A 22212-nucleotide genomic window follows, 5' to 3' on the forward strand; every position below is an offset into this window, starting at 1 on the left:
ATCATTTATAGTAAAACTTTAATTATTAAAATCAGGACTTTGTCTTAATGCGCCAGGCAATGCATCTACGGCATCTTTGATTTCAACTGCTGTGTAGCTAAGTCTTTCAACAAATTCGGCTAGTCCCTGATCAAAGCTTTGCAGAGTCTGTTTAACATACTGATCCGATGATGATGTGAAATTATCAATTTGTTTATGCAGTCCTTCGCTGATTGCTGTCAGATCAGCCTGTTGTCCCTGCAGTTGTTTTAGAATTTCCATAGTTGTCAGTTTTTGCTGTTCTGTTAGATTGTCTGCAAGAGTAAGTGTTTTGGCTGATTCCTGAAGGCTGTTTTGCAGATTTTCACTATGTTGATCCAGCTTGTTTTTTAGCTGTTCCAGTGTTTCAGAAAGAGAGGTTTCATGACCACTTTGGAGTTCTGCAAGCTTGCCGCTGGTTTGTGTAAGCAGCCTGAGCTGTTCGCTGAATACGGCAAAATCATCACTTAAATCTTCTCTTGACTGCGCAACTAAATGCATGGCATCACGTGAATCGTTAAGAACTGTTGTGCTTTGTTCTCTTACAGTTTCGAGAGCTTTCATAGCATAATCAATATAATTTTTGACATCGGTCATCAGGGAAGTCATACGAGTTAACTCCTGGTTGACCGGACCAAGATATATCTGCATATTTTCAACCAGAGACTGAGAAAATTGAGTAGCCAGTTGATGCATTCCCTGCTCTTGCCGTTTAGTAAGCTCTTGTGCAAGATCTGATAAAGTCGCTGCGGATTTTTGAATTGGAGGTGCGACAGACTCCAGGAGAACCTGCTCAACACTGCGCCTTATTCCTTCTGCCATATCACTTTCTGCAAGTCGGCTTACAGTACTGTTAAATTCATTGAGCGTATTTTTCATTTCGAAGTCATGATGCATCATCTGATCAACCATCAGGGCGATTCCGGTCTGATCATTAAAAACGGGTACATGTCTGCCTATGCTCTGACATAAATCCTTAAGCTCTTCACGCAGTATTTTGGCAAAAGTAGTAGACTGTGCTATTAGAAAAATTCCAGATGCCAAACCTGTTATTGGAGGAATCCAGATAAGTCCGAAAGCGAACTGGGCATTATTCACAGGTATTTGTTGCTGCAATAAAGCTGCAATAACGGCACAGAGAAGACCACAGCTAAAAACAGCCGCCGCTGGTCTTGAACTGAGACTGTTTTTACCTGCTCCGGGATAAATTTTTTCGAATCGGAGCTGATTGGACAGATCAGGCAGCCATTTACCTTGATACAGTTCTTCGCTTTCCTTTGTCAACTTATACCAGGCATCTGTTAATCTTGAATCTTCACAATCTTCAAAAACATTATTGAAAAGAATGATATTCTTGATGTTAAAGCCTTCAATATTGTCTATATCAAAAGACAGGGAGTTGAGTGCTGATATCGATTTTTTTACCAGCTTTCTATTAATAAAAATATAAGTAATGCTTGTTATTAGAATGATTGCAGGAATTATTAGCGAAACCAGCCAGTGTAGCAGATGCAAATCAAAAAAATAAAGATTTAATAAAAAAAACATAGATTACCCTCCTATAATTCCGGCATGGTTCAAAGGCTGCAGATTTTCCGGAATAAACAATCCATCTTCGCGAATTAGTTTGCCATCAAAATAAATGGCGCCGCCGCCGTATTCAGGTCTTTGAATCTGAACAAGATCCCAATGAATGGTAGACGTATTGCCGTTAGGAGCTTCGTCATAACTTGATCCCGGTGTAAAATGGAAGGAGCCGTTTATTTTTTCATCAAAAAGAGTATTGCAAAATGGTTCTTTAATCAAAGGATGAAAGCCTAATGAAAATTCTCCTATATAACGTGCGCCTTCGTCACTATCCAGAATCTGATTAAGCTTGTCTGTATCATTACCTGCTTCTGCTTCAATAATTTTGCCCTGCTTGAACTTAAACCGTATGTTTTCAAACCTTGTTCCCCAGTAAATAGAAGGTGTATTAAATTTTATCTCACCTTCTACAGATTCCTTTACAGGAGCAGTAAAACATTCTCCATCAGGCAGATTCGCTTCACCGCAGCAGGGGATAACAGGTATGTTGGTAATATCAAAATGCAAATTAGTTTCAGATCCTGTAATATGAACATGTTTTGTTTTTTCCATCAGCTGCTTTAGTGGTTCTATGTGTTTTCTCATAGCAATATAATCAATAGAAGCAGCTTCTATTACAAAATCATAATAATTGTCAACTGACATTCCCGCGCGTTGAGCCTGAGCAGCGGTAGGATATTCAAAGAGTACCCATTTTCTGTGATTTACGACCAGATCACGAAAAGGCTTAATCATTTTGGACTGCATCTGCATAACTGCGGGAGCTATCCCAGATAATTCCTGATCATTCTGATAAGCTCTTATTATTATTTCTCCCTTTAGATTTTCAAATTCCTTAATTCCCAGATCTGCCCTTGATTTCAAAAAAGCTTCTGTGATTCCTTGATCTTCGGGATCGTACATCTCCATAATATGTCTGTTGATTTCTTGATCAGTAAGCTTGACTGTTGCCAGTGCTCCGCGTTTCCTTGCTTCACGAAGTATTGCCTTGACAAGTGCTACCGAATTAATATCAGCACTGATACAGAAGGATTCTCCTTTTTTGATTTGCAGTGAATGATCCAGCATCAGACAAGCAAGTGTATCCAGCCTTTGATCTCTCATATTCGCCTCCGATAAATAAGAATGTTCTTTTAATTTGAACCTAAAAATACAACTCTTCATATTTTTAGCTTTTTAATCAATAATGCCCGTATATATTTTCTTCAAATATATACAGGCATTATATCACAGAGAATTATAGTTAAGAGAATCTGTTTGCTTACATTATATTGCCGCTTCCAGGGTTTCTTTATCCTGAACAGGCATAACAGTAAGATTCCTGTCGATTTTTTTGACCATACCTGTAAGAACTTTACCATAGCCCATTTCCAGAAATTTGTCATAACCACTATTATTCATATTTGCAATCTCCTGCGTCCATTTTACGGGACTGCAAAGATGCTTGCTTAAGTACTCAGACCAGTCTATATCCTGATCTATGAGTTTGCCGTCAATATTACTGAATACTTTTCCTTTTGCCTTGGCAAAAGTTATCCCGGCAGTATGTTTTTTTAGTTCCTGCGCTGCTGAATTCATAAAAACGGTATGAAAAGCACCACTGACATTTAGTGGCAGGCATCTTTTGGCTCCGGCCGATTTTAAAGCAGAAGCTGCATTTTCGGCCGCTTCCTTTAATCCTGATATTACAAGCTGCCCTGGGCAATTATAGTTCACCGGGAAGACTTGATTTTTAAATTCAGGCTTTTGCAGCAATTCCTCTATTTTTTCAAAATCAAGACCAAGTATTGCATACATTGCTCCTGGATTTTCGGAAGAAGCTTTTTGCATCAATTCTGATCTTATACTTACCAGTTCCAGTAAATCTTTTAGTCCGATAACACCAGCAGCTGCCAGCGCGCTGTATTCTCCCAGAGAAAATCCGGCAAATGCTGATTTCTCTACAGTTAAATCAGTGTTTTCAACATTTAGATTTTCCTGCCAGGCCGACCAAGAAGCCAAACTCATCACTACTATTGCCAGCTGGGCAAAACGTGTTTGCTTGAGCTGTTCTTCGTTTAGGTTCAAAATATCTAAACCGGTAAAATCATGTGCCTGTTCATATATTTTTGCTGCCGCAGAGAAATTATTGTAAATATCAAACCCCATTTTTTCTTTTTGTGAGCCCTGACCGGAAAAAAGATATGCGTTCATAACAAGAACCCTCCTTCTTGACATTAAGATGGTAAAGATTTATCATTAGTATATATTTTGACTATCAAAATATTTGAGTTTCTAAAGATTATAAATAGATTAACTGAATCTGAAAAAAAAATCAATCTCGCTTAATTTTATGTTATGCAGATTTCATTTGGAGGAATAAATGCTTAAAATAAAGACTATTGGTACCGGCACCTATTTACCGGAACTGGTCGTCACAAATAATATGTTATCAGAAATTGTGGATACAAATGACGAATGGATTACATCAAGAACAGGTATTTCGGAGCGGCACTTATCATCAGGTGAACCAACATGGTATATGGCTGCACAAGCTGCTAAAGAGGCGATTGAAGCAGCCGGTATACTAGCGAATGACCTTGATATGATAGTTACTACAACGACGACTCCTGATTATTTTTTTCCTTCGGTTTCTTCAATTGTCCAGGAGGAAATAGGTGCTTCGAGAGCTTTTTGTTTTGATCTTAATGCAGCATGTACTGGGTTTGTCTATGCAATTGATCTTGCTGCCAGGTATCTTAATTCTGATGATATAAATACCGTGATGGTGGTAAGTTCTGAAAATGTAAGTAAAGTTACGGATTATAGTGATCGTGGAACTTGCGTGCTTTTTGGAGATGGCGCAAGTGCAGTTGTTTTAACACGTGGCGATGAAAAAGATAATAGTGCAATGCTGGCTAGCTGCCTTGGCACAAAGGGAGAAGGCGGGAAATATCTTGTCAGTCATGCTTTGCAAATAAAACATCCTTTTATTGCTCAAGATAAGGTATGGCCGGATCGTTTTGGCGATGTTAAAGATCATTATTTAAGTATGGATGGGCATGAGGTATACAGATTTGCCGTATCTGCAATGACGGATTCAATTAATGCAGCTGTGAAAAAAGCAGGGCTGAGTCTTTCGGATCTTAAATATATTATTCCGCATCAGGCGAATTCCAGGATAGTGGATGCATCTGCAAGAAGATTAAAAGCAAAACCTGAACAAATGATTTCTCGTGTTTCTGCTTATGGCAATACCTCATCGGCTAGTATACCGATATGTTTTGACGAACTGGTTAAAGCCAATATAATAAACAGAGGCGATTTATTTGCGATTTGTGGCTTTGGTGCCGGACTTACTTACGGTGCGGCTGTTTTAAGATATTAATATAATTTTTTGTGAGGTATTATATGAAGAATAATAAAATCTGTAATTTGTTTAGTATTGAATATCCTATTATTCAAGGCGGTATGGCTTGGGTAGCGGAAGCGAATCTGGCCGCTGCTGTTTCAAATGGCGGAGGACTTGGCTTGATTGCCGGTGGGTCTATGCCCCCTGACCTTCTACGTGAAGAAATTGAAAAAATTAGAAAACTAACAGATAAGCCTTTTGGTGTAAATATAATGCTGATGAGCCCTTTTGCTGCTGATCTGGCACAGGTTGTTATTGATGAGAAGGTTCCGGTGGTAACAACCGGGGCAGGATCACCTGGTAAATTTATCGATAATTGGAAACAAGCGGGAATTACGGTAGTTCCGGTTGTTGCATCTGTGGCATATGCCAAAAGAATGCAAAATCTGGGAGCAGATGCTGTTGTGGCTGAAGGTACGGAAGCCGGAGGGCATATAGGTGATCTGACTACCATGGTTCTGGTACCACAAATTGTTGATGCAATCGAAATACCTGTAATTGCAGCAGGAGGAATAGCAGATGGACGCGGTATAGCGGCAGCCATGATGCTTGGAGCAGATGCTGTGCAGGTAGGAACCAGATTTCTTGTATCAGATGAGTGTATGATTCATGAGCATTATAAGCAAATGGTTCTTAAGGCAAGAGATATAGATACACAGGTAACCGGAAGAAGCGGTGGACATCCTGTGAGAGCTTTAAAAAACAAATTATCAAGAACATTGATTGAAATGGAGAAAAAAGGCGCATCCTTTGAAGAACTGGAAGAAATTACAGTCGGTTCTTTGAGAAAAGCTGTTCAGGAAGGCTGCAAAGATGAAGGTTCATTTATGGCAGGCCAATCAGCAGGACTTGTTCGTCAAAGCCAGCCGGCGGCTGAAATAATCAGAGAGATGTTTAGTCAGGCAGAGGAATTGCTTGCCGGATCAGGGAGGTTTTGAGATGACACAGACAGCGATAGTAACAGGTGGATCACGTGGAATTGGCGCTGCAATAGCTTTGGCAATGGCAGACGCAGGATACAATGTTGCTTTATCCTATCTAGGGTCTGAGCAAAAGGCTCTGGAAATTGCAGACAAATGTAAATCAAAGGGTGTTAAGGCTATTGCGGTAAAAGCAGATGTTTCAGTAGAAGAAGATTGCCTCAATCTTGTAAAGCAGGCACAGGAAGCCCTGGGATCAATAAATGTTTTAGTTAACAATGCAGGCATTACCAAAGATGGTCTTGCAATGAGAATGAAAACTGAGCAATTCACGCAGGTTATTGACGCAAATTTGACAGGTACATTTATTATGTCAAGAGCAGTTCTTTCGGATATGGTAAAATCAAGAGCCGGCAGAATTATTAATATAACTTCGGTAGCAGGTTTATATGGCAATGCAGGGCAATTGAATTATTCAGCATCGAAAGCAGGCGTTATTGGTTTGACCAAAACTTTGTCTAAAGAAGTTGGCAGCCGTAATATAACGGTCAATGCAATAGCCCCGGGCTTTATTGACACTGATATGACTTCTGTTTTACCTGAAAAGATAAAAGAAAAGGCTTTGGAGAATATCTCCTTAAAGAGATTGGGAACTCCTGAGGATATTGCTTCTGCTGTGGTATTTCTTTCTTCTCCCCAAGCTTCTTATATAACCGGTCAGATTATAGAGATTTCGGGAGGTCTCACTTTATAAATATAATATTTACCCTTTAAATGAGTGAACTGCCTTATATATCAGAAATTTTCTATGCGTTTTTATAGGAGGAAAAATTCCATGACAGATATAAATTCAAAAGAAATCTCATATCGAGGAATGCCCGGCCGCAGGGTGGTTATCACGGGTATGGGGATGATGACTTCGCTTGGTCTTGATTGCAATCAGAACTGGGACGCAGTCAAAGCAGGTAAATGCGGTATTAGCGATATTGAAAACATAGACCTTACAGAGCAGGAAGTCAGCGTGGCGGCTCAGGTTAAAAATTTCGATCCTTTAAATTTTATGGATCGCAAAGAAGCAAGAAGAATGGACAGATATTGTCAGTTTGCTGTTGCCGCTGCTGTTGAAGCAATGGAGCAAAGTGGACTAAAAATGGATATGTATGGTGCGGAACGCATAGGCACTATTATCGGAAGCGGTGTTGGTGGTCTTGAAACTTTATCTGTTGAGTTTGCCAAATTGCATGAGAAGGGACCTAAAAGAATTTCTCCCTTGTTTATTCCGATGATGATATCTAATATGGCTTCCGGCAAAGTTTCTATGATATATGGTACCAAAGGTTCTAATTATTGTGTGACAACTGCTTGCGCATCAGGTACACATGCTATAGGTGAAGCTTTTAGAGCGATAAAATATGGTCATATGGATGCTTGCATAGCAGGTGGTGCCGAAGCCCCGATCACACCAATTGCTTTGGGTGGATTTAATAATATGACAGCTCTGACAAAAGCAACTGACCCTGCTGCTGCATCTTTGCCTTTCGATAAGCGCAGAGGCGGCTTTGTCATAGCTGAAGGTGCAGGGATTGTTGTTCTTGAAGAACTGGATGCTGCTATTGCCCGTAAAGCTAATATAATCTGTGAAATTTCAGGTTATGGTTCTACTGCCGATGCCTATCATATAACCAGTCCTGATCCTGAAGGTAAAGGTGCTGCAATGGCAATGATGCTTGCTATTCAAGAAGCAGGACTTGGTGCAGCCCAGCTGGATTATATTAATGCACATGGAACAGGGACTCCTTTGAATGATAAATATGAAACTTCAGCAATTAAAATAGCTTTGGGTGAGCATGCTCAAAAGGTACTTATAAGCTCTACAAAATCAATGACTGGTCATTTGCTTGGCGCTGCTGGTGCTGTTGAACTCATATATTCGGCATTGGCATTAAGAGATGGTGTGGTTCCGCCTACAATTGGTCTGGAAGAACCTGATCCAGAATGTGATCTCGACTATGTGCCTTTGAAGTCCAGAGCTGCAGATATAAAAACAGCGATTAGCAATTCTCTTGGCTTTGGCGGACATAACGGAACACTATGTATTAAGAAATGGGAGGATTCCTGATGAATTTGCAAGATGTTAAAGAATTAATGGAAACTATGGCTAGAACAGGAGTATCTGTTTTAGATTGGGATAATTGTGGCAGTAAAATTCATCTGGAGCGCAAGGCTGAGATGATTGCAGAGTCGGCTGAAAATATTATGCCGATTGATTATTTGAAAGAAAGTCAAAATAATAAAGCCAGCGAAATCATCAAAAGTCCGACATCAAAAGATACTGCAGGCAAAACTCTGCCTGATTCTTCCGGTGATAATCAGCAGGAAGCAGAGGATGAGGAAGTGGCTGGTGAAATTATTAAATCTCCGGTCGTAGGCGTTTATTACAGTGCCCCCTCTCCTGATAGTGATCCCTTCATTCAGGTTGGAAGTAAGGTAGAGTCAGGAAATACACTGTGCATAATTGAAGCAATGAAGTTGATGAATGAAGTAACGAGCTCCGTTGATGGTGAAGTAGCCGATATTTATGTTGAAAACGGACAACGTGTAGAGTTTGGTCAGCCTCTTTTCAGAATAATCTGATAGTGGTTGTAAATCTGGAGGGAAATATGTCAGAAAAAAAATACCTGCTTGATCGAGAAGAAATAAAAAAAATAATACCACATAGAGATCCTTTTCTTCTGGTTGATGCAGTTGAGTCAATTGATGAAAATAGCATAGTTGCTTATTCTTTTATTACTGGAGAGGAAGATTTTTTTCGCGGTCATTTTCCCCAAAAACCAGTTATGCCTGGAGTTTTGATAATTGAAGCCTTGGCACAGGCAGGTGCGATATGTGTTTTGCAAAGAGAAGAATTCAGAGGCAAAATAGCTTATTTTGCCGGTATAGATAAAGCCAGATTCAAAAAAATCATAAAACCTGGAAATACGTTGAGACTAGAGGCAAAATTAACAAAAATGCGTAGTAATATTGGTTTTGCGACGGTAAAAGCTTTTATGGAAGATGAACTGGCAGTAAGTGCAGATATAATGTTTGCAATAGAAAAATAATTATAAGCGGAGGAACCATGTTCGATAAAATACTGATTGCTAACCGCGGCGAAATTGCTGTAACAATAATAAGAGCATGTAGAGACATGGGTATTAGAACAGTGGCTGTATGTTCTGAGGCTGATAAAACGGCTTTGCACACACAATTGGCTGACGAATGTCTTTGCATAGGTCCGGCAGCTGCAAAAGATAGCTATCTTAATGCCCAGGCAATACTTACTGCCTGTACGATTACAGGTGCCCAGGCAATACATCCGGGATTTGGGTTTTTATCTGAAAATGCTGCCTTTGCAAGGATGTGCAGTAAATGTCAGATCAAATTTATAGGTCCGTCGGATAAAATAATTGAAAAAATGGGTGATAAAGCCCAGGCTCGAAAAACTGCCGTTGAGGCAGGTGTGCCTGTTGTTCCCGGAACACCTGACATAGTGTCTTCATTGCCGGATGCCATGCGTGCAGCTGATGAGATTGGCTATCCCGTTATGATCAAAGCATCTTCAGGCGGTGGTGGCAGAGGTATGAGAATTGCCATGACAGCGGCCGATCTGCCAGGTTCTTTTCAGACTGCAAAAGCTGAAGCCCAGGCTTGTTTTGGGGATGATCGTGTTTACATGGAGAAATTTGTAAGAGATCCTCATCATATTGAGATTCAGTTATTAGCCGATGAACATGGCAATGTGATCCATCTGGGAGAACGTGATTGTTCAATTCAGCGCCGCAATCAGAAAATCCTTGAAGAAGCACAGTCTCCTTTTACCAATGATGAGCTGCGGGAAAAAATGGGTAAAGCTGCCGTTAAACTGGCAAAACATGCGAATTATACAGGTGTGGGAACGATTGAATTTCTGGTTGATGCTGATCATAATTTTTACTTTATGGAAATGAATACCAGAATTCAGGTAGAACATCCGGTTAGTGAGGCAATCACAGGTGTCAATCTTATACAGGAACAAATAAGATCAGCTGCCGGTGAAAAACTCAAACTAAAGCAAAAAGAAATCAAGTTTCAGGGACATTCTATTGAGTGCCGCATAAACGCAGAAGACCCTATGCATAATTTCCGTCCTTGTCCAGGAACAATAAAGAGCCTGCATTTGCCCGGAGGGCCTGGTGTCAGAGTAGACGGATCATTATATCAGGGGTATACAGTGCCTCCATATTATGATTCTTTACTGGCAAAATTAATTGTGCATGCACCGACTCGTACAGAAGCGATAGCAAGAATGCGCAGGGCTCTGATGGAATTTCTGATCAGTGGTATTGAAACTAATATTGATTTTCATCTGGCGATTCTGAGAGATCCTGATTTTATAGCAGGAAAATATAATATTGGATATCTTGGACTTAAAACAGATGCTTTTTTAGGTCAGATGAACCCTTACAAACAGGAGGGATAAAAAATGGTTGTTGAAGTATTAAAACAAATGAGAGACAGATTGGATCAGGACAGCCGGCAAAATGACCTCATCATGCAAAAACAGCAGGAAAAAGATCAAGCAAATGGACAAAAAGATGCCAGTGCGGTGTATACGTATCAGAATCCTGTTCCAGATGATCTATGGCTCCGTTGTCCTGAGTGCAACGGTGTGATGTTTCGTGATGATTTTAAGCGTGCTGCAAGTGTTTGTACCATCTGTGGATATCACTACAGACTTGATAGTAAAGAAAGAATAGATTTAATTTGCGATAAAGACAGTTTTGAACCGTTTGATGAAAATATGACCAGTTTGAATCCGATTGAATTTGCCGGTTACCCGGAAAAATTGGCAGGTCTTAAAGAAAAAACATCTCTAAATGATGCCGTTATAACAGGAAAAGGCAAAATAAATGGCAATAGCTGTTTGCTTGCTGTCATGGACGGAAGGTTCATGATGGGATCAATGGGTTCAGTTGTTGGTGAAAAGATTGCAAGATTGTTTGAGCGTGGTATTGAATTAAAATTGCCTGTAATCTGTTTTACCGTATCAGGTGGAGCACGTATGCAGGAAGGTATTGTTTCGCTGATGCAGATGGCAAAAACATCAGCTGCCGTAGGCAAATTCAATCAGGCGGGATTGTTGTATATTTCTGTACTGACTGATCCGACAACAGGTGGTGTTACAGCCAGTTTTGCAAGCTTAGGTGATATTATTATCTCTGAACCTGGCACTCTTATAGGTTTTGCCGGCAGAAGGGTTATTGAGGGTACTATTGCCGAGGATTTGCCTGAAGGGTTTCAGCGTGCTGAATTTTTGCTGGAGCATGGCTTTCTCGATTTGATTGTTAAAAGAAGTCAGATGAAAGAAAAACTTGCTGAACTTCTTAGTCTTCATAATCCTCGTAAGCTCAAAGTGCATAAAAAGAGTGCTGCTTCTGATAAGTATAAGCAAGATCTGATACCTAATCAGCTTAAAGCTTCTGAACGCTTAAATCTCATCAGGCATAAAAACAGACCTGTTATTACAGATTATTTGCCTCTGATATTTGAAGATGTTATTGAATTGCATGGTGACAGGCTTTTCAAGGATGATCCGGCGATGTGGGCTGGTATAGGGCGGCTTAATGGTCAACCTGTAACAATTGTGGGACACCGTAAAGGTCATACTATTGAAGAAAATTCACATGCTCATTTTGGTATGCCACATCCGGAGGGGTATCGCAAGGCTTTGCGCTTGATGAAGCAAGCTGAAAAATTTGGCCGGCCGGTAATATGTCTGGTAGATACTTCAGGTGCTTATTGTGGTGTAGCTGCCGAGGAAAGAGGTCAGGGAGAAGCTATTGCCCGTAATCTGATGGAAATAATGCAGCTCAATACACCTGTTCTTATCGTTGTTACCGGCGAAGGAGGCAGTGGAGGAGCTTTAGCTATTGGTGTTGGTGATGAATTGGCAATGCTGTCAAATTCCTTGTACTCGGTTATTTCACCACGCGGTTTTGCTTCTTTGCTCTGGAAAGATCCTGCCAGAGAAAGCGAAGCTGCCGATGTACTTAAAATAACGGCTGAGGATCTCATTGAGCTAGGCATTTGTGATGCTATGATTCCAGAACCTGAAGAAGGTGCACATATAAATCACTCGCAGACTGCATCTGCACTTAAGGCTTGGCTTGTGGATTCAGTCGATAGACAACTTGCATTGTCACCTGCCGAGAGACTTGATAATAGATATAAGAAAATCAGGAAAATTGGTAAATTCCAAGAATAAGCTTTGTTTTATTAACTATACACTCGATTCACTATAGTATACAATTACTATAACAAATACAAAAACACAGCCGGCGAAAAGGCTGTGTTTTTTATAAAAAAAGATTATTATATTAATACTTTTACCCAAAAAATAATGAGGTGCATATAAATGAATAATAATTTGCCTACATCTTATTTCAAGAAAAACAGGCAGGAAATATGTGATCTGATGCATGATGGATCTTTGGCTATACTATGTGCCGGGCAACCTCCGGAAAAAACAGCAGATCAGAAATATGATCATTTTGCAGATCGTTCTTTTTTTTATCTGAGCGGAGTTGAGCAGGAAAAATCTATTTTGCTATTGTGCAGAAGCAAGGATAAAAACAGAGCTATTCTTTTTATTTCTCCTGATGATTTAATGTATGAACGATGGAACGGTAAAAGATTAAGTCGGCAGGAAGCGGCAAATCTTTCTGGCGTTGACGAAGTAATTTACCTTGATTCATTAGAAGGTATACTGGCAGATATGTTTGAAACTTTTGCAATACAAAGAGTATGGGTTGATAAAACGGCAAAAAATCAACAGGCTTTATCTTTGCAGAAAAAAATAATCGAATTACTAAGCCGTCAACGCAAAATAAATATATTGTCGGATCTGTCTCCACTTTTGATTCAGCTGAGAATGATAAAAAAACCTGAAGAAATAGAATTAATAAAAGCTGCTGCGGAATTAACAGGTGATGGCATTAAGGCAATGATTAGTCAACTAAGACCAGGGCTTTCTGAATATCATCTCTGGAGCGAGTTTAATCATGTTCTTAGCCAGTCAGGATGTCTTCAACCAGCTTTTCCACCTATTGTCGCTGCAGGTGAAAATGCCTTGTGCCTTCATCATATGCAACCTTATGGAAAAATAAATGACGGTGATCTTGTACAGGTGGATGTCGGAGCCGTAGCGTGTAACCTGTGTGCAGATATCTCGAGAGTTTTCCCGGCAAATGGTAAATTCTCTGAAAAACAGCTTAAAATCTATAATATTGTTAGGGCTTGTCAGGAAACCGCCTTTTCTATGATTAAGCCTGGTATAAAAATAACCGACATAAATCAGGCCTGTCGTAAAACGGCTTATAATGGACTCAGGAAGCTTCATCTGATTGAAGAAGATCCATCAAAAACAGGTGATTATTTCTGGCACAGTGTATCGCATCATCTTGGGCTTGATGTTCATGATATATGCCATAGAGAAGCTGTTTTGCAGCCTGGAATGGTAATTACTGTCGAGCCGGGAGTATATGTGACTCAGTGGGGTATTGGTATCAGAATTGAAGACGATGTACTGGTAACAGAAGATGGCTGCAGTCTTCTGTCTGCAGCCATCCCGAGAGAAGCATATGAAATTGAAAAATTGATGGCAATCTCACAGCCATAGATTACTTAACTGCTTTGCCATATTGCCAAATTTAAAGATGTAAAAGATCAATAATCTGTTTTTTATACTTGAGAAAATTTTCTGAAGTATTGAAATCAAGGTTTCTTGGTCTTTTTTCAATTATTTTTATTTCATGCAGAATACGCCCTGGTATGCCTGTCATAATATAAAGGCGATCCGATAATAATATAGCTTCATCAATATCATGAGTAATAAAAAGTGTAGACATATTGATTTTGTTAATCAGATCAAGATACCATTTATGTATTCTTCTTTTTGTCAAAGCATCAAGGGCACTGAAAGGTTCATCCAGTAATGTGACATGGCTGCCAAAAAGATGTGTTCTCAATAAAGCTGCTCTTTGCCGCATCCCTCCGGACAGTTGCCCAGGGTACTTTTGTCCCGCTTCATCAAGTCCGAACTGAGAAAGAAATTTTTCAGCCTCGGACCGGGCCTGTTTTTTGCCTTTTCCTTTTAATAGCAGAGGCAAAGATACATTATCAATTACAGTCTTGTGCGGCAGCAAAAGATCTTTTTGCTGCATATAACCTAAAAGTCCGGTTTTGCCCGTGATATCCTGATCCTCAAGTATTACACTACCTTCATCAGGAGAGGCAAGACCAGAAATAACATTGAAAAGAGTACTTTTGCCAGAGCCGCTTACTCCCAGAAGGCCTACCAATTCTCCTTCGCAAAGATGAATTGAAATATCCTCAATAACGGGCATGTCCTGATATTTTTTTGTTATATTGACTGTTTTTAATATCGTTTTCAATTTAATCACCTAGATATTCGTTCGTAAAACCTTCGCCTGGTTCAAGCTTACGCCCGATCAGTTCATTTTCAAACATCCAGTCCATAAATGAATCCCATCTTGACTGATCAATATAGCCCCATTGCTGAACTTCTGCCTTATAATGCTCTGTAAGCCATTTCTGACTTGCTGCAACAAGATCAGGGTCAAGCTCAGGAGCCTGTGCCAGCAGATATTCTGCAGCAGCTTCGGGATTTTCGATTGCAAATTCATATCCTTTAGCAGTTGCTTCAAGAAATTTGGCAGCTGTTTCTGAATTTTCTTTAAGATAATCTTCAGAAGATGCCAGAACAGGTGTATAGAAATCAAGTACGCTATCTGTTTTACCAAAATCAATAAAATTAGTCTCAAGTCCTGCCAGCTCGGCAGCTATTCCGTCCCAGCCATAATATATCCAGACCATGTCAATATCTGTCTGCAAAGCTGCAACTACGTCCATAACTGTGTTTGGAATCATTTCCACTTTTCCGTAATCACCACCATCTTGTTCAATAATAGTGCTGAGAATTGCTTTTTCAATTGGGGTATCCCAAGTGGCATATGAATGTCCTTCCATATCTGCAGGCGATGTAATATTTTTATCAGCCAGAGAAATAATCCCTGATGTATTGTGTTGAAGTAATGTCGCCACTGTTATCACTGGAAGAGGATTTTCTGTGCTGAGCGCAGCGGCAATCTCTTCTTGGAAAGTAACACAAAAATCTGCTCGGCCTGATGCAACAAGAGACAGGGCACTGCTTTCTCCTGGCTGAATAATTTCCACATCAAGACCAGCTTCCTCATAATAACCCAGATAACTTGCTGCATATACCCCGGTATGATTTGTATTTGGTGTCCAGTCAAGCAAGAATTTCACTTTGATTAAATCCTGTGTTTCTTCAGTAGACGTTGTTTCGTTGTTTGATGTTGTCTCTGTTGTGGTTTGGGTATTGTTGCATGCCATTAATAATGTAAAGGTAAAAATTAATACCAGAACAATCGTAGTCAATCTAAAAAGTTTTTTCATTTAGTTAAGTCCTCCTTAATGGGTTCAATATCTTCTTCGCGTAATCTTTTCCAGGGAGTAGTAATTTTTTCGAGCCAGACTACCACTCTGATCAAAATAAGACTGATGATCATGATAAGAAAAATAACAGCAAACATACGGTCAAAGGTATATGATCTTTTTACCCTTATCATATAAACCCCCAGACCTTCATTACCACCAAGCCATTCTGCTATTACTGCTCCGACTATGGCATATGAAACCGCTATTTTCAGCCCGGAAAAAAAGCCTGTAATTGCAGCCGGCCATTTTACATGACGGAAAATTTGCCCTGATTTTGCACCCATTGCGCGCATGAGATTGATGAGATCCGGATCGCTTGATTTAAAACTGTCGAGCAGGGCTACTGCAATAGGGAAAAAGCAAACCAAAACAATAAGTGCGATTTTTGGAGCCATTCCATAACCCATCCAAAGAACAAGCAATGGTGCAATTGCTACGGTGGGAATTGTCTGGCTTATAACCATCAGCGGGAAAAAAGCTCGATACAGCCAGCTGTAATGATCCATTGCCGATGCTAGAGCAAATGCTAATATAACTGAAATGCCCAGTCCGGCAAAAGCCTCAGTCAGCGTAACTCTGGCATGAAACATCAGATCAGAAAAATTGTTTTTGAAAGCCAAAACAACATCAACCGGCGAAGGCAGCATGTATTTCGGTACAATTTCCGCTGAAGATAAAAATTGCCAGCCCGCGATGATTAACAGAATTATCAATGCAGGATATACTTTATCATTGATGTTTGCTGATTTTTTCATCAATACTAAGAACACTTCCTCCCGGATTATAATTTATCTTTACGTATGACATGATACTGGGAGCACCTGCTCTTATACATGCCAGCTGGCACTCTTTGATCAGATCCATTAATTGATCAAAATCACCTTCAACCGTTGTCTCAAAAGGACCGACTACTGTCTTGAGACCGGTGGCTTTTATTGTTGCAATGGCTTCATCAACAATTCTAATTAGTTCGGCGCCTTCTGCCTGTGGCAGTACCTGAATTGCAATACTTGTATTTGACATTTTTTCCTCCTCTGGATATTAAAAAAGCTTCCCTGGAACAGGGAAGCTTAAATACGGATACACATGAATCTTGACTTTGTTGCCATGATCATTCCCTCCGCCAGCATTACCTGGTTCAGGTTCAAGGGTTCACTTCGTTTAACGAAATGTCTCAGCCTGCTTTCAGCAAGCTCCCCATAATCTTTTTTTCTATTTTCGACAACATTATGGCAGTACTTTATGTTTATGTCAAATCTTTCTGTTGACACATTTTTATACACTTATTACAATACCCTTTATGCCTAATATGTGTGTATAATATAATAAGTGTGTAAAATGCTGCTTTACATCAAGATAGAGCAGTTAAAATGGAGGGTTCAGATGTCAACAAAGTTTATTTTTATCACCGGAGGTGTTGTATCCGGTATAGGTAAAGGAATAACAGCGGCTGCTCTGGGACGTTTGCTTAAAGCCAGAGGACTTAAAGTACGTAATCAAAAATTCGATCCTTATATCAATGTCGATCCTGGGTTGATGAGTCCTATGCAGCATGGTGAGGTATTTATCACAGAAGATGGTGCTGAAACAGATCTTGACATCGGTCACTACGAAAGATTCACAGATGAGAATCTCACAATAGAAAGTGATATTACTTCTGGAATGATTTACAGAGATGTTATCCAAAGAGAACGCGAAGGCGGATACATGGGAGCGACAGTTCAGGTAGTGCCTCATATCATAAATGAAATTAAAGAGCATATGTTTAATGTTTCTCAGCATGGACATCCTGATGTTGTTTTAACGGAGATCGGTGGTACTGTAGGTGATATGGAAAGCCAGCCATATCTTGAAGCAATCAGACAGGTTCGTAATCAGGTTGGCAGAGATAATGTGCTTTTTATACATGTAACACTTGTGCCTTACTTGCGTAAAGCAGGTGAGATTAAAACCAAACCTACTCAGCATTCAGTTCAAAAACTTCTTGCACTTGGTATACAGCCGGATGTCCTTGTCTGCAGAAGTGAAATGGCACTTGACAAGAGTATTCGCGAAAAAATCGCCTTGTTCTGCAATGTTGATTCTGATTGTGTTATTCCCAATCTTGATATAGATTCAGTTTATCAGCTGCCTCTTGTACTGGAAGAAGAAGGACTTGCTAAAGTTGTTTGCCGAAAATTGGGCGTTGCCCAGTTTGTTGAACCTGATCTTAATGACTGGCAGCAGCTTGTTCACAAACAGAGCTTGATTCGTAAACAGCTTAAAATATCCCTAGTAGGAAAATATGTTTCTTTGCATGATGCTTATTTGAGTGTAGTAGAGGCTTTGCAGCATGCAGGAATTTCTAAAGGCACATCTATTGAACTCGACTGGATAAGCAGTGAGGATATAGAATCCGAAGGTGCTGAAAAATATATTGCAGGTTCAGACGCTGTTATTGTTCCAGGCGGTTTTGGTCCAAGAGGAATGAATGGCATGATTATGGCTGCCGGATATGCCAGAGAACATAATATACCATTCCTTGGTATCGGGCTTGGCATGCAGATGGCTGTGGTCGAGTTTGCGCGTTCTCAGGCAGGTATTAAAGATGCTCATAGTGGAGAAGCTGAGCAAGATGGTCCGGAACTTTTTATATTGCCTGATTATGACGGTACTGCCAGCTGTACGGCCGATTTGCCAATGAGAAGAGGCAGCTTTGATTGCCAATTGCTTGAAGAATCAAAACTGGCAAATATATATGGCAAAGTTGAAATATCAGAAAGACATCATCATAGACGTGAATTTAATGTAGAATACAAAGATCGTCTGGAACAGGCAGGTCTGGTATTCAGCGTATGGGAAAAAACAGAACACCTGATTGAGGCCTTTGAATACAATGAGCATCCATGGTTTGCAGGTGTTATATATCATCCAGAGTTCAAGTCAAGACCGACAAAACCGCATCCATTATTTGAAAGTTTTGTTCGTGCTGCTCTTGATTATCGTCGTAGTCAAAACTAAACCGGAGGTATTACATAATATGGCTAAAATATTTGAACAGGAATCACGTACATTTAGTGAATATCTGCTTATCCCAAATTTAACACAAAAGGATTGTACTCCTGAAAAAGTTGATTTGAGAACTTCTATTGTAAAGTATCGTAAGGGTAAAGAAGAAAGCAGATTAAGTCTAAATGTACCGGTTGTATCAGCTATAATGCAGGCTGTATCGGATGATGGTATGGCAATAGCCCTGGCACGCAGCGGCGGTGTCTCTTTTATCTTTGGTTCGCAGTCTATTGAAAAGCAGGCTGCCATGGTCAGGCGTGTGAAAAAATATAAAGCCGGTTTTGTAACCAGTGACAGTAATTTAACTCCTGAAGCCACTCTTCAGGATATTCTTGCTGTAAAGGAAAGAACCGGTCATTCGACTGTTCCTATTACAGATGATGGAACAGCAAATGGTAAATTATTAGGTATAGTAACAAGCAGAGATTATCGTGTTTCCAGAACAGATCCAGATACCAAGGTTAAAGATTTTATGACACCACTTGATCATCTGATATATGCCAGAGAAGGTATTAATCTTAGTGAAGCCAATGATATTATCTGGGATAATAAAATTAATCAGCTGCCAATAGTAAGTGCTGATGGTAGATTGGTAGGACTTGTTTTCCGCAAGGATTATGATGAGCATAAAGAAAATCCTACTGAATTGCTGGATGATCACAAGCGCCTCATCACCGGTGCTGGTATTAATAGTCGTGATTACAAGGAGAGAGTTCCTGCACTGGTAGAAGCAGGTGCCGACGTTTTGTGCATCGACTCATCTGATGGCTACAGCGAATGGCAGGCAGAGACTTTAAGATGGATAAAGAATGAATATGATGCCAATGTTATGGTTGGAGCAGGAAATGTTGTAGATGCAGAAGGTTTTAGATATCTGGTAGAGGCAGGTGCCGACTTCGTTAAGGTAGGCATTGGCGGCGGATCTATCTGCATTACCCGTGAGCAGAAAGGAATCGGTTGTGGACAGGCATCAGCTGTTCAGATTGTAGCAGCTGCCAGAGATAAATATTTTGAAGAAACAGGTATTTATGTGCCGATATGTTCTGATGGCGGTATCGTATATGATTATCATATGACATTGGCCTTGGCGATGGGTGCTGATTTTATCATGCTGGGACGTTATTTTGCCCGTTTTGATGAAAGTCCTACCCGTAGACTTATGGTCAATGGTACCTATGTAAAAGAATACTGGGGTGAAGGTTCAAACAGAGCACGCAACTGGCAGCGATATGATGATGGCGGTACCGGTGGCAAAATGGCTTTTGAAGAAGGTGTAGACTCATATGTACCTTATGCCGGTAAACTAAAGGACAATCTTGACATCTCTATGGCAAAAATCAAAGCAACAATGTGTGCCTGCGGATCACTATCGATTCAGGAACTGCAGCAAAAAGCAAGAATGGTTGTTGTTTCGGCAACCAGTATAGTTGAAGGCGGAGCACATGATGTCATTCAGAAAGAAAGTGAAAGACGCGGTTAAATGAGCTGTCAAGCCTGTATTTTTCAAATCAGGCTGTTCAGCCAGCTTCTGTACTGATATAATTACAAACTGTGATCAATGAAAGGGGACATATAGTTATGGCTGAGAAGGTATATGAATTAACACAAGCTGGGGTGAATAAACTCCATGAGGAATTAAATAACAGAAAAACAGCTATTGCTGCTGAAATCGCTGAGCGTTTAAAAGAAGCCAGAGCTTTAGGTGACCTTTCTGAAAACTCTGAGTATGATGATGCCAAAGAAGCACAGGCTGAAAATGAAATCCGTATAATGGAAATAGAGGCTATCCTGAAAAACTCACGTGTTATTGATGAAGAAGAAATCAGTAAGACAAAAGTTTCGTTGGGTGCTTTGGTTACAATCAGAGATGAGGGTACGAAAGAGGAAATAGAATATACTCTTGTAGGAGCTAAGGAAGAAAACATTTTTGAGAATAAAATATCAAGTGATTCTCCCGTTGGTGCTGCTATAATGGGGAAGAAAAAAGGTCAGGTTGTAGATGTACATGCTCCTGTAGGCATTCTACGTTATAAAATAATTAAAATAGCCAAACCTTCCTGATTTTTTGAAGGATCCGGTATTAAAACAGGCACCGATACGTTCTGCCGGCTCGGTGCTTTTACTTATTATAAAAGAGGTAAAATCATGAGTGAAAATATTGTAAAAAATGAACAGCAGCCAGAGGAACAAATTATTACTGCCCAGGAAATGCATGAACAGATGAGGGTAAGACTTGCTAAGCTTAAAGAATTAGCAGATTCAGGCAAAGATCCTTTTGAAATTGTAACTTATAATGTTTCAAATCATAGTAGAGATATAACAGATGATTTTGAAAATATGGAAGGGCAGCATGTTTCTCTTGCGGGAAGAATAATGAGCAAAAGGGGCATGGGTAAAGTGAGCTTTTGTGATCTTGTTGATCGTAAAGGACGTATACAGCTTTTTACCAAGATAGATGAGCTTGGAGAAGAATCGTATGCGGAATGGCAAAAGTTGGATATAGGTGATCTTGTAGGTGTAGAAGGCGAAGCTTTCCGTACTAAAAGGGGAGAAATATCAATAAAAACAAAAGCCTGGACATTACTTGCAAAGACATTGCGTCCTCTTCCGGAGAAATATCATGGACTTAAAGATACAGATACAAGATATAGACAAAGATACCTTGATCTGATAATGAATCCTGAAGTCAAAAATACTTTTGAAAAACGCAGTAGAATTATAAGATCTCTTAGAAAGCAGCTTGATCAGCAGGACTTTATTGAGGTTGAAACCCCGATTTTAAATACAATTCCGGGAGGCGCATCTGCCAGACCTTTTGTTACACATCATAATGCTCTTGATATTGATCTTTATTTACGCATAGCACCAGAGCTTTATCTAAAAAGATTGATTGTCGGCGGCTTTGAAAGAGTTTATGAAATCGGAAGAACTTTTAGAAATGAAGGTATGTCGGTTAAGCATAATCCTGAGTTTACATTGCTTGAACTCTATCAGGCATATACAGATTACAAAGGCATGATGGAGCTTACGGAAAATCTCATTGCTGAATGCTCCAGAGAGGTTATGGGAACAACTGTGATTAATTATCAAGGCACAGAAATTGATCTGACTCCACCTTTCTGCCGTCTTTCGATGACTGAAGCGATAAAGCAGTATGCAGATGTTGATTTTGATAAGATTAGTGATACCGCACAGGCAATAGATATTGCCCGCGAACATGATTTGCCAGATATTGATAAAGCTATGAGTAAAGGCGATATTATGAATCTTTTCTTCGAACATTATTGTGAAGACAAACTGATTCAGCCAACTTTCATTTATGACTATCCTTTAGAGATATCACCTTTGACAAAAAAGAAGCCGGGTAAACCTGAACTTACTGAAAGATTTGAGCTCTTCATAAATGGTCGTGAACATGCCAATGCATATTCTGAGCTAAATGATCCTGTGGATCAGAGAGAGCGTTTTGCTATGCAGCTAAAAAAACGTGAGGCCGGAGACGATGAAGCAAATCTGATGGATGAAGATTTTTGTGTTGCATTGGAATATGGACTTCCGCCAACAGGTGGTCTGGGAATCGGTATTGACAGACTTGTTATGCTGCTTACTGATTCATATTCAATCAGAGATGTTCTGTTGTTCCCGACCATGAAACCACAGTGACAAAAAGATGAGACTTTTTATGTGAGG

20 protein-coding genes and 1 riboswitch are annotated in these 22212 nt (G+C 39.9%); of the genes, 13 read left to right on the forward strand and 7 right to left on the reverse strand.

Translation table 11 applies throughout. The features are described from left to right. Positions 1–18: 18 nt before the first annotated feature. The 3 genes from AC0KSB_RS06445 to fabD all read right to left on the reverse strand — a co-directional run bounded on the left by AC0KSB_RS06445 (position 19) and on the right by fabD (position 3798). Positions 19–1566, reverse strand: coding sequence for a hypothetical protein (locus AC0KSB_RS06445; protein WP_472307478.1), 1548 nt, complete (start codon positions 1564–1566; stop codon positions 19–21). A gap of 3 nt (positions 1567–1569) precedes the next feature. Further along, complete coding sequence (locus AC0KSB_RS06450; RefSeq protein ID WP_472307480.1) at positions 1570–2709, reverse strand: aminopeptidase; 1140 nt, start codon at positions 2707–2709, stop codon at positions 1570–1572. Between the two features lie 162 nt (positions 2710–2871). Continuing rightward, complete coding sequence (gene fabD / locus AC0KSB_RS06455; protein WP_472307482.1) at positions 2872–3798, reverse strand: ACP S-malonyltransferase; 927 nt, start codon at positions 3796–3798, stop codon at positions 2872–2874. A gap of 169 nt (positions 3799–3967) precedes the next feature. Between fabD and AC0KSB_RS06460 the strand changes: the two genes are divergently transcribed. From AC0KSB_RS06460 to AC0KSB_RS06500, 9 genes are all read left to right on the forward strand, one after another. Next, on the forward strand, positions 3968–4972 hold the full coding sequence (locus tag AC0KSB_RS06460; protein ID WP_472307484.1) for a beta-ketoacyl-ACP synthase III: 1005 nt from the start codon (positions 3968–3970) through the stop codon (positions 4970–4972). Between the two features lie 23 nt (positions 4973–4995). Continuing rightward, entirely contained in the window at positions 4996–5934 is a 939-nt protein-coding gene (gene fabK / locus AC0KSB_RS06465) for an enoyl-[acyl-carrier-protein] reductase FabK (RefSeq protein WP_472307486.1), read from the forward strand. 1 nt (position 5935) lies between these two features. Further along, positions 5936–6670, forward strand: coding sequence for a 3-oxoacyl-[acyl-carrier-protein] reductase (gene fabG / locus AC0KSB_RS06470; protein WP_472307488.1), 735 nt, complete (start codon positions 5936–5938; stop codon positions 6668–6670). A gap of 81 nt (positions 6671–6751) precedes the next feature. After that, on the forward strand, positions 6752–8035 hold the full coding sequence (gene fabF, locus AC0KSB_RS06475; protein ID WP_472307490.1) for a beta-ketoacyl-ACP synthase II: 1284 nt from the start codon (positions 6752–6754) through the stop codon (positions 8033–8035). Then, complete coding sequence (accB, locus tag AC0KSB_RS06480) at positions 8035–8550, forward strand: acetyl-CoA carboxylase biotin carboxyl carrier protein (RefSeq protein ID WP_472307492.1); 516 nt, start codon at positions 8035–8037, stop codon at positions 8548–8550. Before fabF ends, accB begins: the two co-directional genes overlap by 1 nt. 44 nt (positions 8551–8594) lie before the next feature. Beyond that, positions 8595–9017 (forward strand): 3-hydroxyacyl-ACP dehydratase FabZ, encoded by a 423-nt coding sequence (fabZ, locus tag AC0KSB_RS06485; RefSeq protein ID WP_472307596.1) that lies wholly within the window; start codon positions 8595–8597, stop codon positions 9015–9017. A 17-nt stretch (positions 9018–9034) separates the two neighbouring features. Then, positions 9035–10414: an acetyl-CoA carboxylase biotin carboxylase subunit gene (locus tag AC0KSB_RS06490; protein ID WP_472307494.1), complete on the forward strand. Its 1380-nt coding sequence runs from the start codon at positions 9035–9037 to the stop codon at positions 10412–10414. A 3-nt stretch (positions 10415–10417) separates the two neighbouring features. Further along, on the forward strand, positions 10418–12199 hold the full coding sequence (locus AC0KSB_RS06495) for an acetyl-CoA carboxylase carboxyltransferase subunit alpha (protein ID WP_472307496.1): 1782 nt from the start codon (positions 10418–10420) through the stop codon (positions 12197–12199). A 150-nt stretch (positions 12200–12349) separates the two neighbouring features. Beyond that, on the forward strand, positions 12350–13612 hold the full coding sequence (locus AC0KSB_RS06500) for an aminopeptidase P N-terminal domain-containing protein (protein ID WP_472307498.1): 1263 nt from the start codon (positions 12350–12352) through the stop codon (positions 13610–13612). A gap of 31 nt (positions 13613–13643) precedes the next feature. Here the strand turns inward: AC0KSB_RS06500 and AC0KSB_RS06505 are convergent, their stop codons facing one another. From AC0KSB_RS06505 to AC0KSB_RS06520, 4 genes are read right to left on the reverse strand one after another with little or no spacing between them, the layout of a single operon-like run. Then, positions 13644–14339 carry an ABC transporter ATP-binding protein gene (locus AC0KSB_RS06505; RefSeq protein WP_472307598.1) on the reverse strand — a complete coding sequence of 232 codons (696 nt, stop codon included), beginning with the start codon at positions 14337–14339 and terminating at the stop codon, positions 13644–13646. A gap of 49 nt (positions 14340–14388) precedes the next feature. After that, positions 14389–15432 carry an ABC transporter substrate-binding protein gene (locus AC0KSB_RS06510; RefSeq protein ID WP_472307500.1) on the reverse strand — a complete coding sequence of 348 codons (1044 nt, stop codon included), beginning with the start codon at positions 15430–15432 and terminating at the stop codon, positions 14389–14391. After that, the gene (locus AC0KSB_RS06515) at positions 15429–16232 is read right to left on the reverse strand and encodes an ABC transporter permease (RefSeq protein WP_472307502.1); all 804 of its coding nucleotides are present in this window, start codon (positions 16230–16232) and stop codon (positions 15429–15431) included. The genes AC0KSB_RS06510 and AC0KSB_RS06515 overlap by 4 nt, the downstream gene beginning before the upstream one ends. Beyond that, complete coding sequence (locus AC0KSB_RS06520; protein WP_472307504.1) at positions 16204–16497, reverse strand: thiamine-binding protein; 294 nt, start codon at positions 16495–16497, stop codon at positions 16204–16206. Before AC0KSB_RS06520 ends, AC0KSB_RS06515 begins: the two co-directional genes overlap by 29 nt. A 74-nt stretch (positions 16498–16571) precedes the next feature. Beyond that, positions 16572–16684, reverse strand: a riboswitch (TPP riboswitch). A gap of 173 nt (positions 16685–16857) precedes the next feature. Here AC0KSB_RS06520 and AC0KSB_RS06525 point away from each other — a divergent pair. From AC0KSB_RS06525 to lysS, 4 genes are all read left to right on the forward strand, one after another. After that, complete coding sequence (locus tag AC0KSB_RS06525) at positions 16858–18474, forward strand: CTP synthase (protein WP_472307506.1); 1617 nt, start codon at positions 16858–16860, stop codon at positions 18472–18474. Positions 18475–18493: 19 nt separating this feature from the next. Then, a complete protein-coding gene (locus AC0KSB_RS06530) occupies positions 18494–20002 on the forward strand; it encodes an IMP dehydrogenase (protein ID WP_472307508.1) in 1509 nt (502 codons plus the stop codon). 98 nt (positions 20003–20100) lie between these two features. After that, a complete protein-coding gene (greA, locus tag AC0KSB_RS06535) occupies positions 20101–20583 on the forward strand; it encodes a transcription elongation factor GreA (RefSeq protein WP_472307510.1) in 483 nt (160 codons plus the stop codon). An 84-nt stretch (positions 20584–20667) separates the two neighbouring features. Continuing rightward, positions 20668–22185: a lysine--tRNA ligase gene (gene lysS / locus AC0KSB_RS06540; RefSeq protein WP_472307512.1), complete on the forward strand. Its 1518-nt coding sequence runs from the start codon at positions 20668–20670 to the stop codon at positions 22183–22185. Positions 22186–22212 lie beyond the last annotated feature (27 nt).

The sequence above is a fragment of the Ercella succinigenes genome (assembly GCF_900002895.1).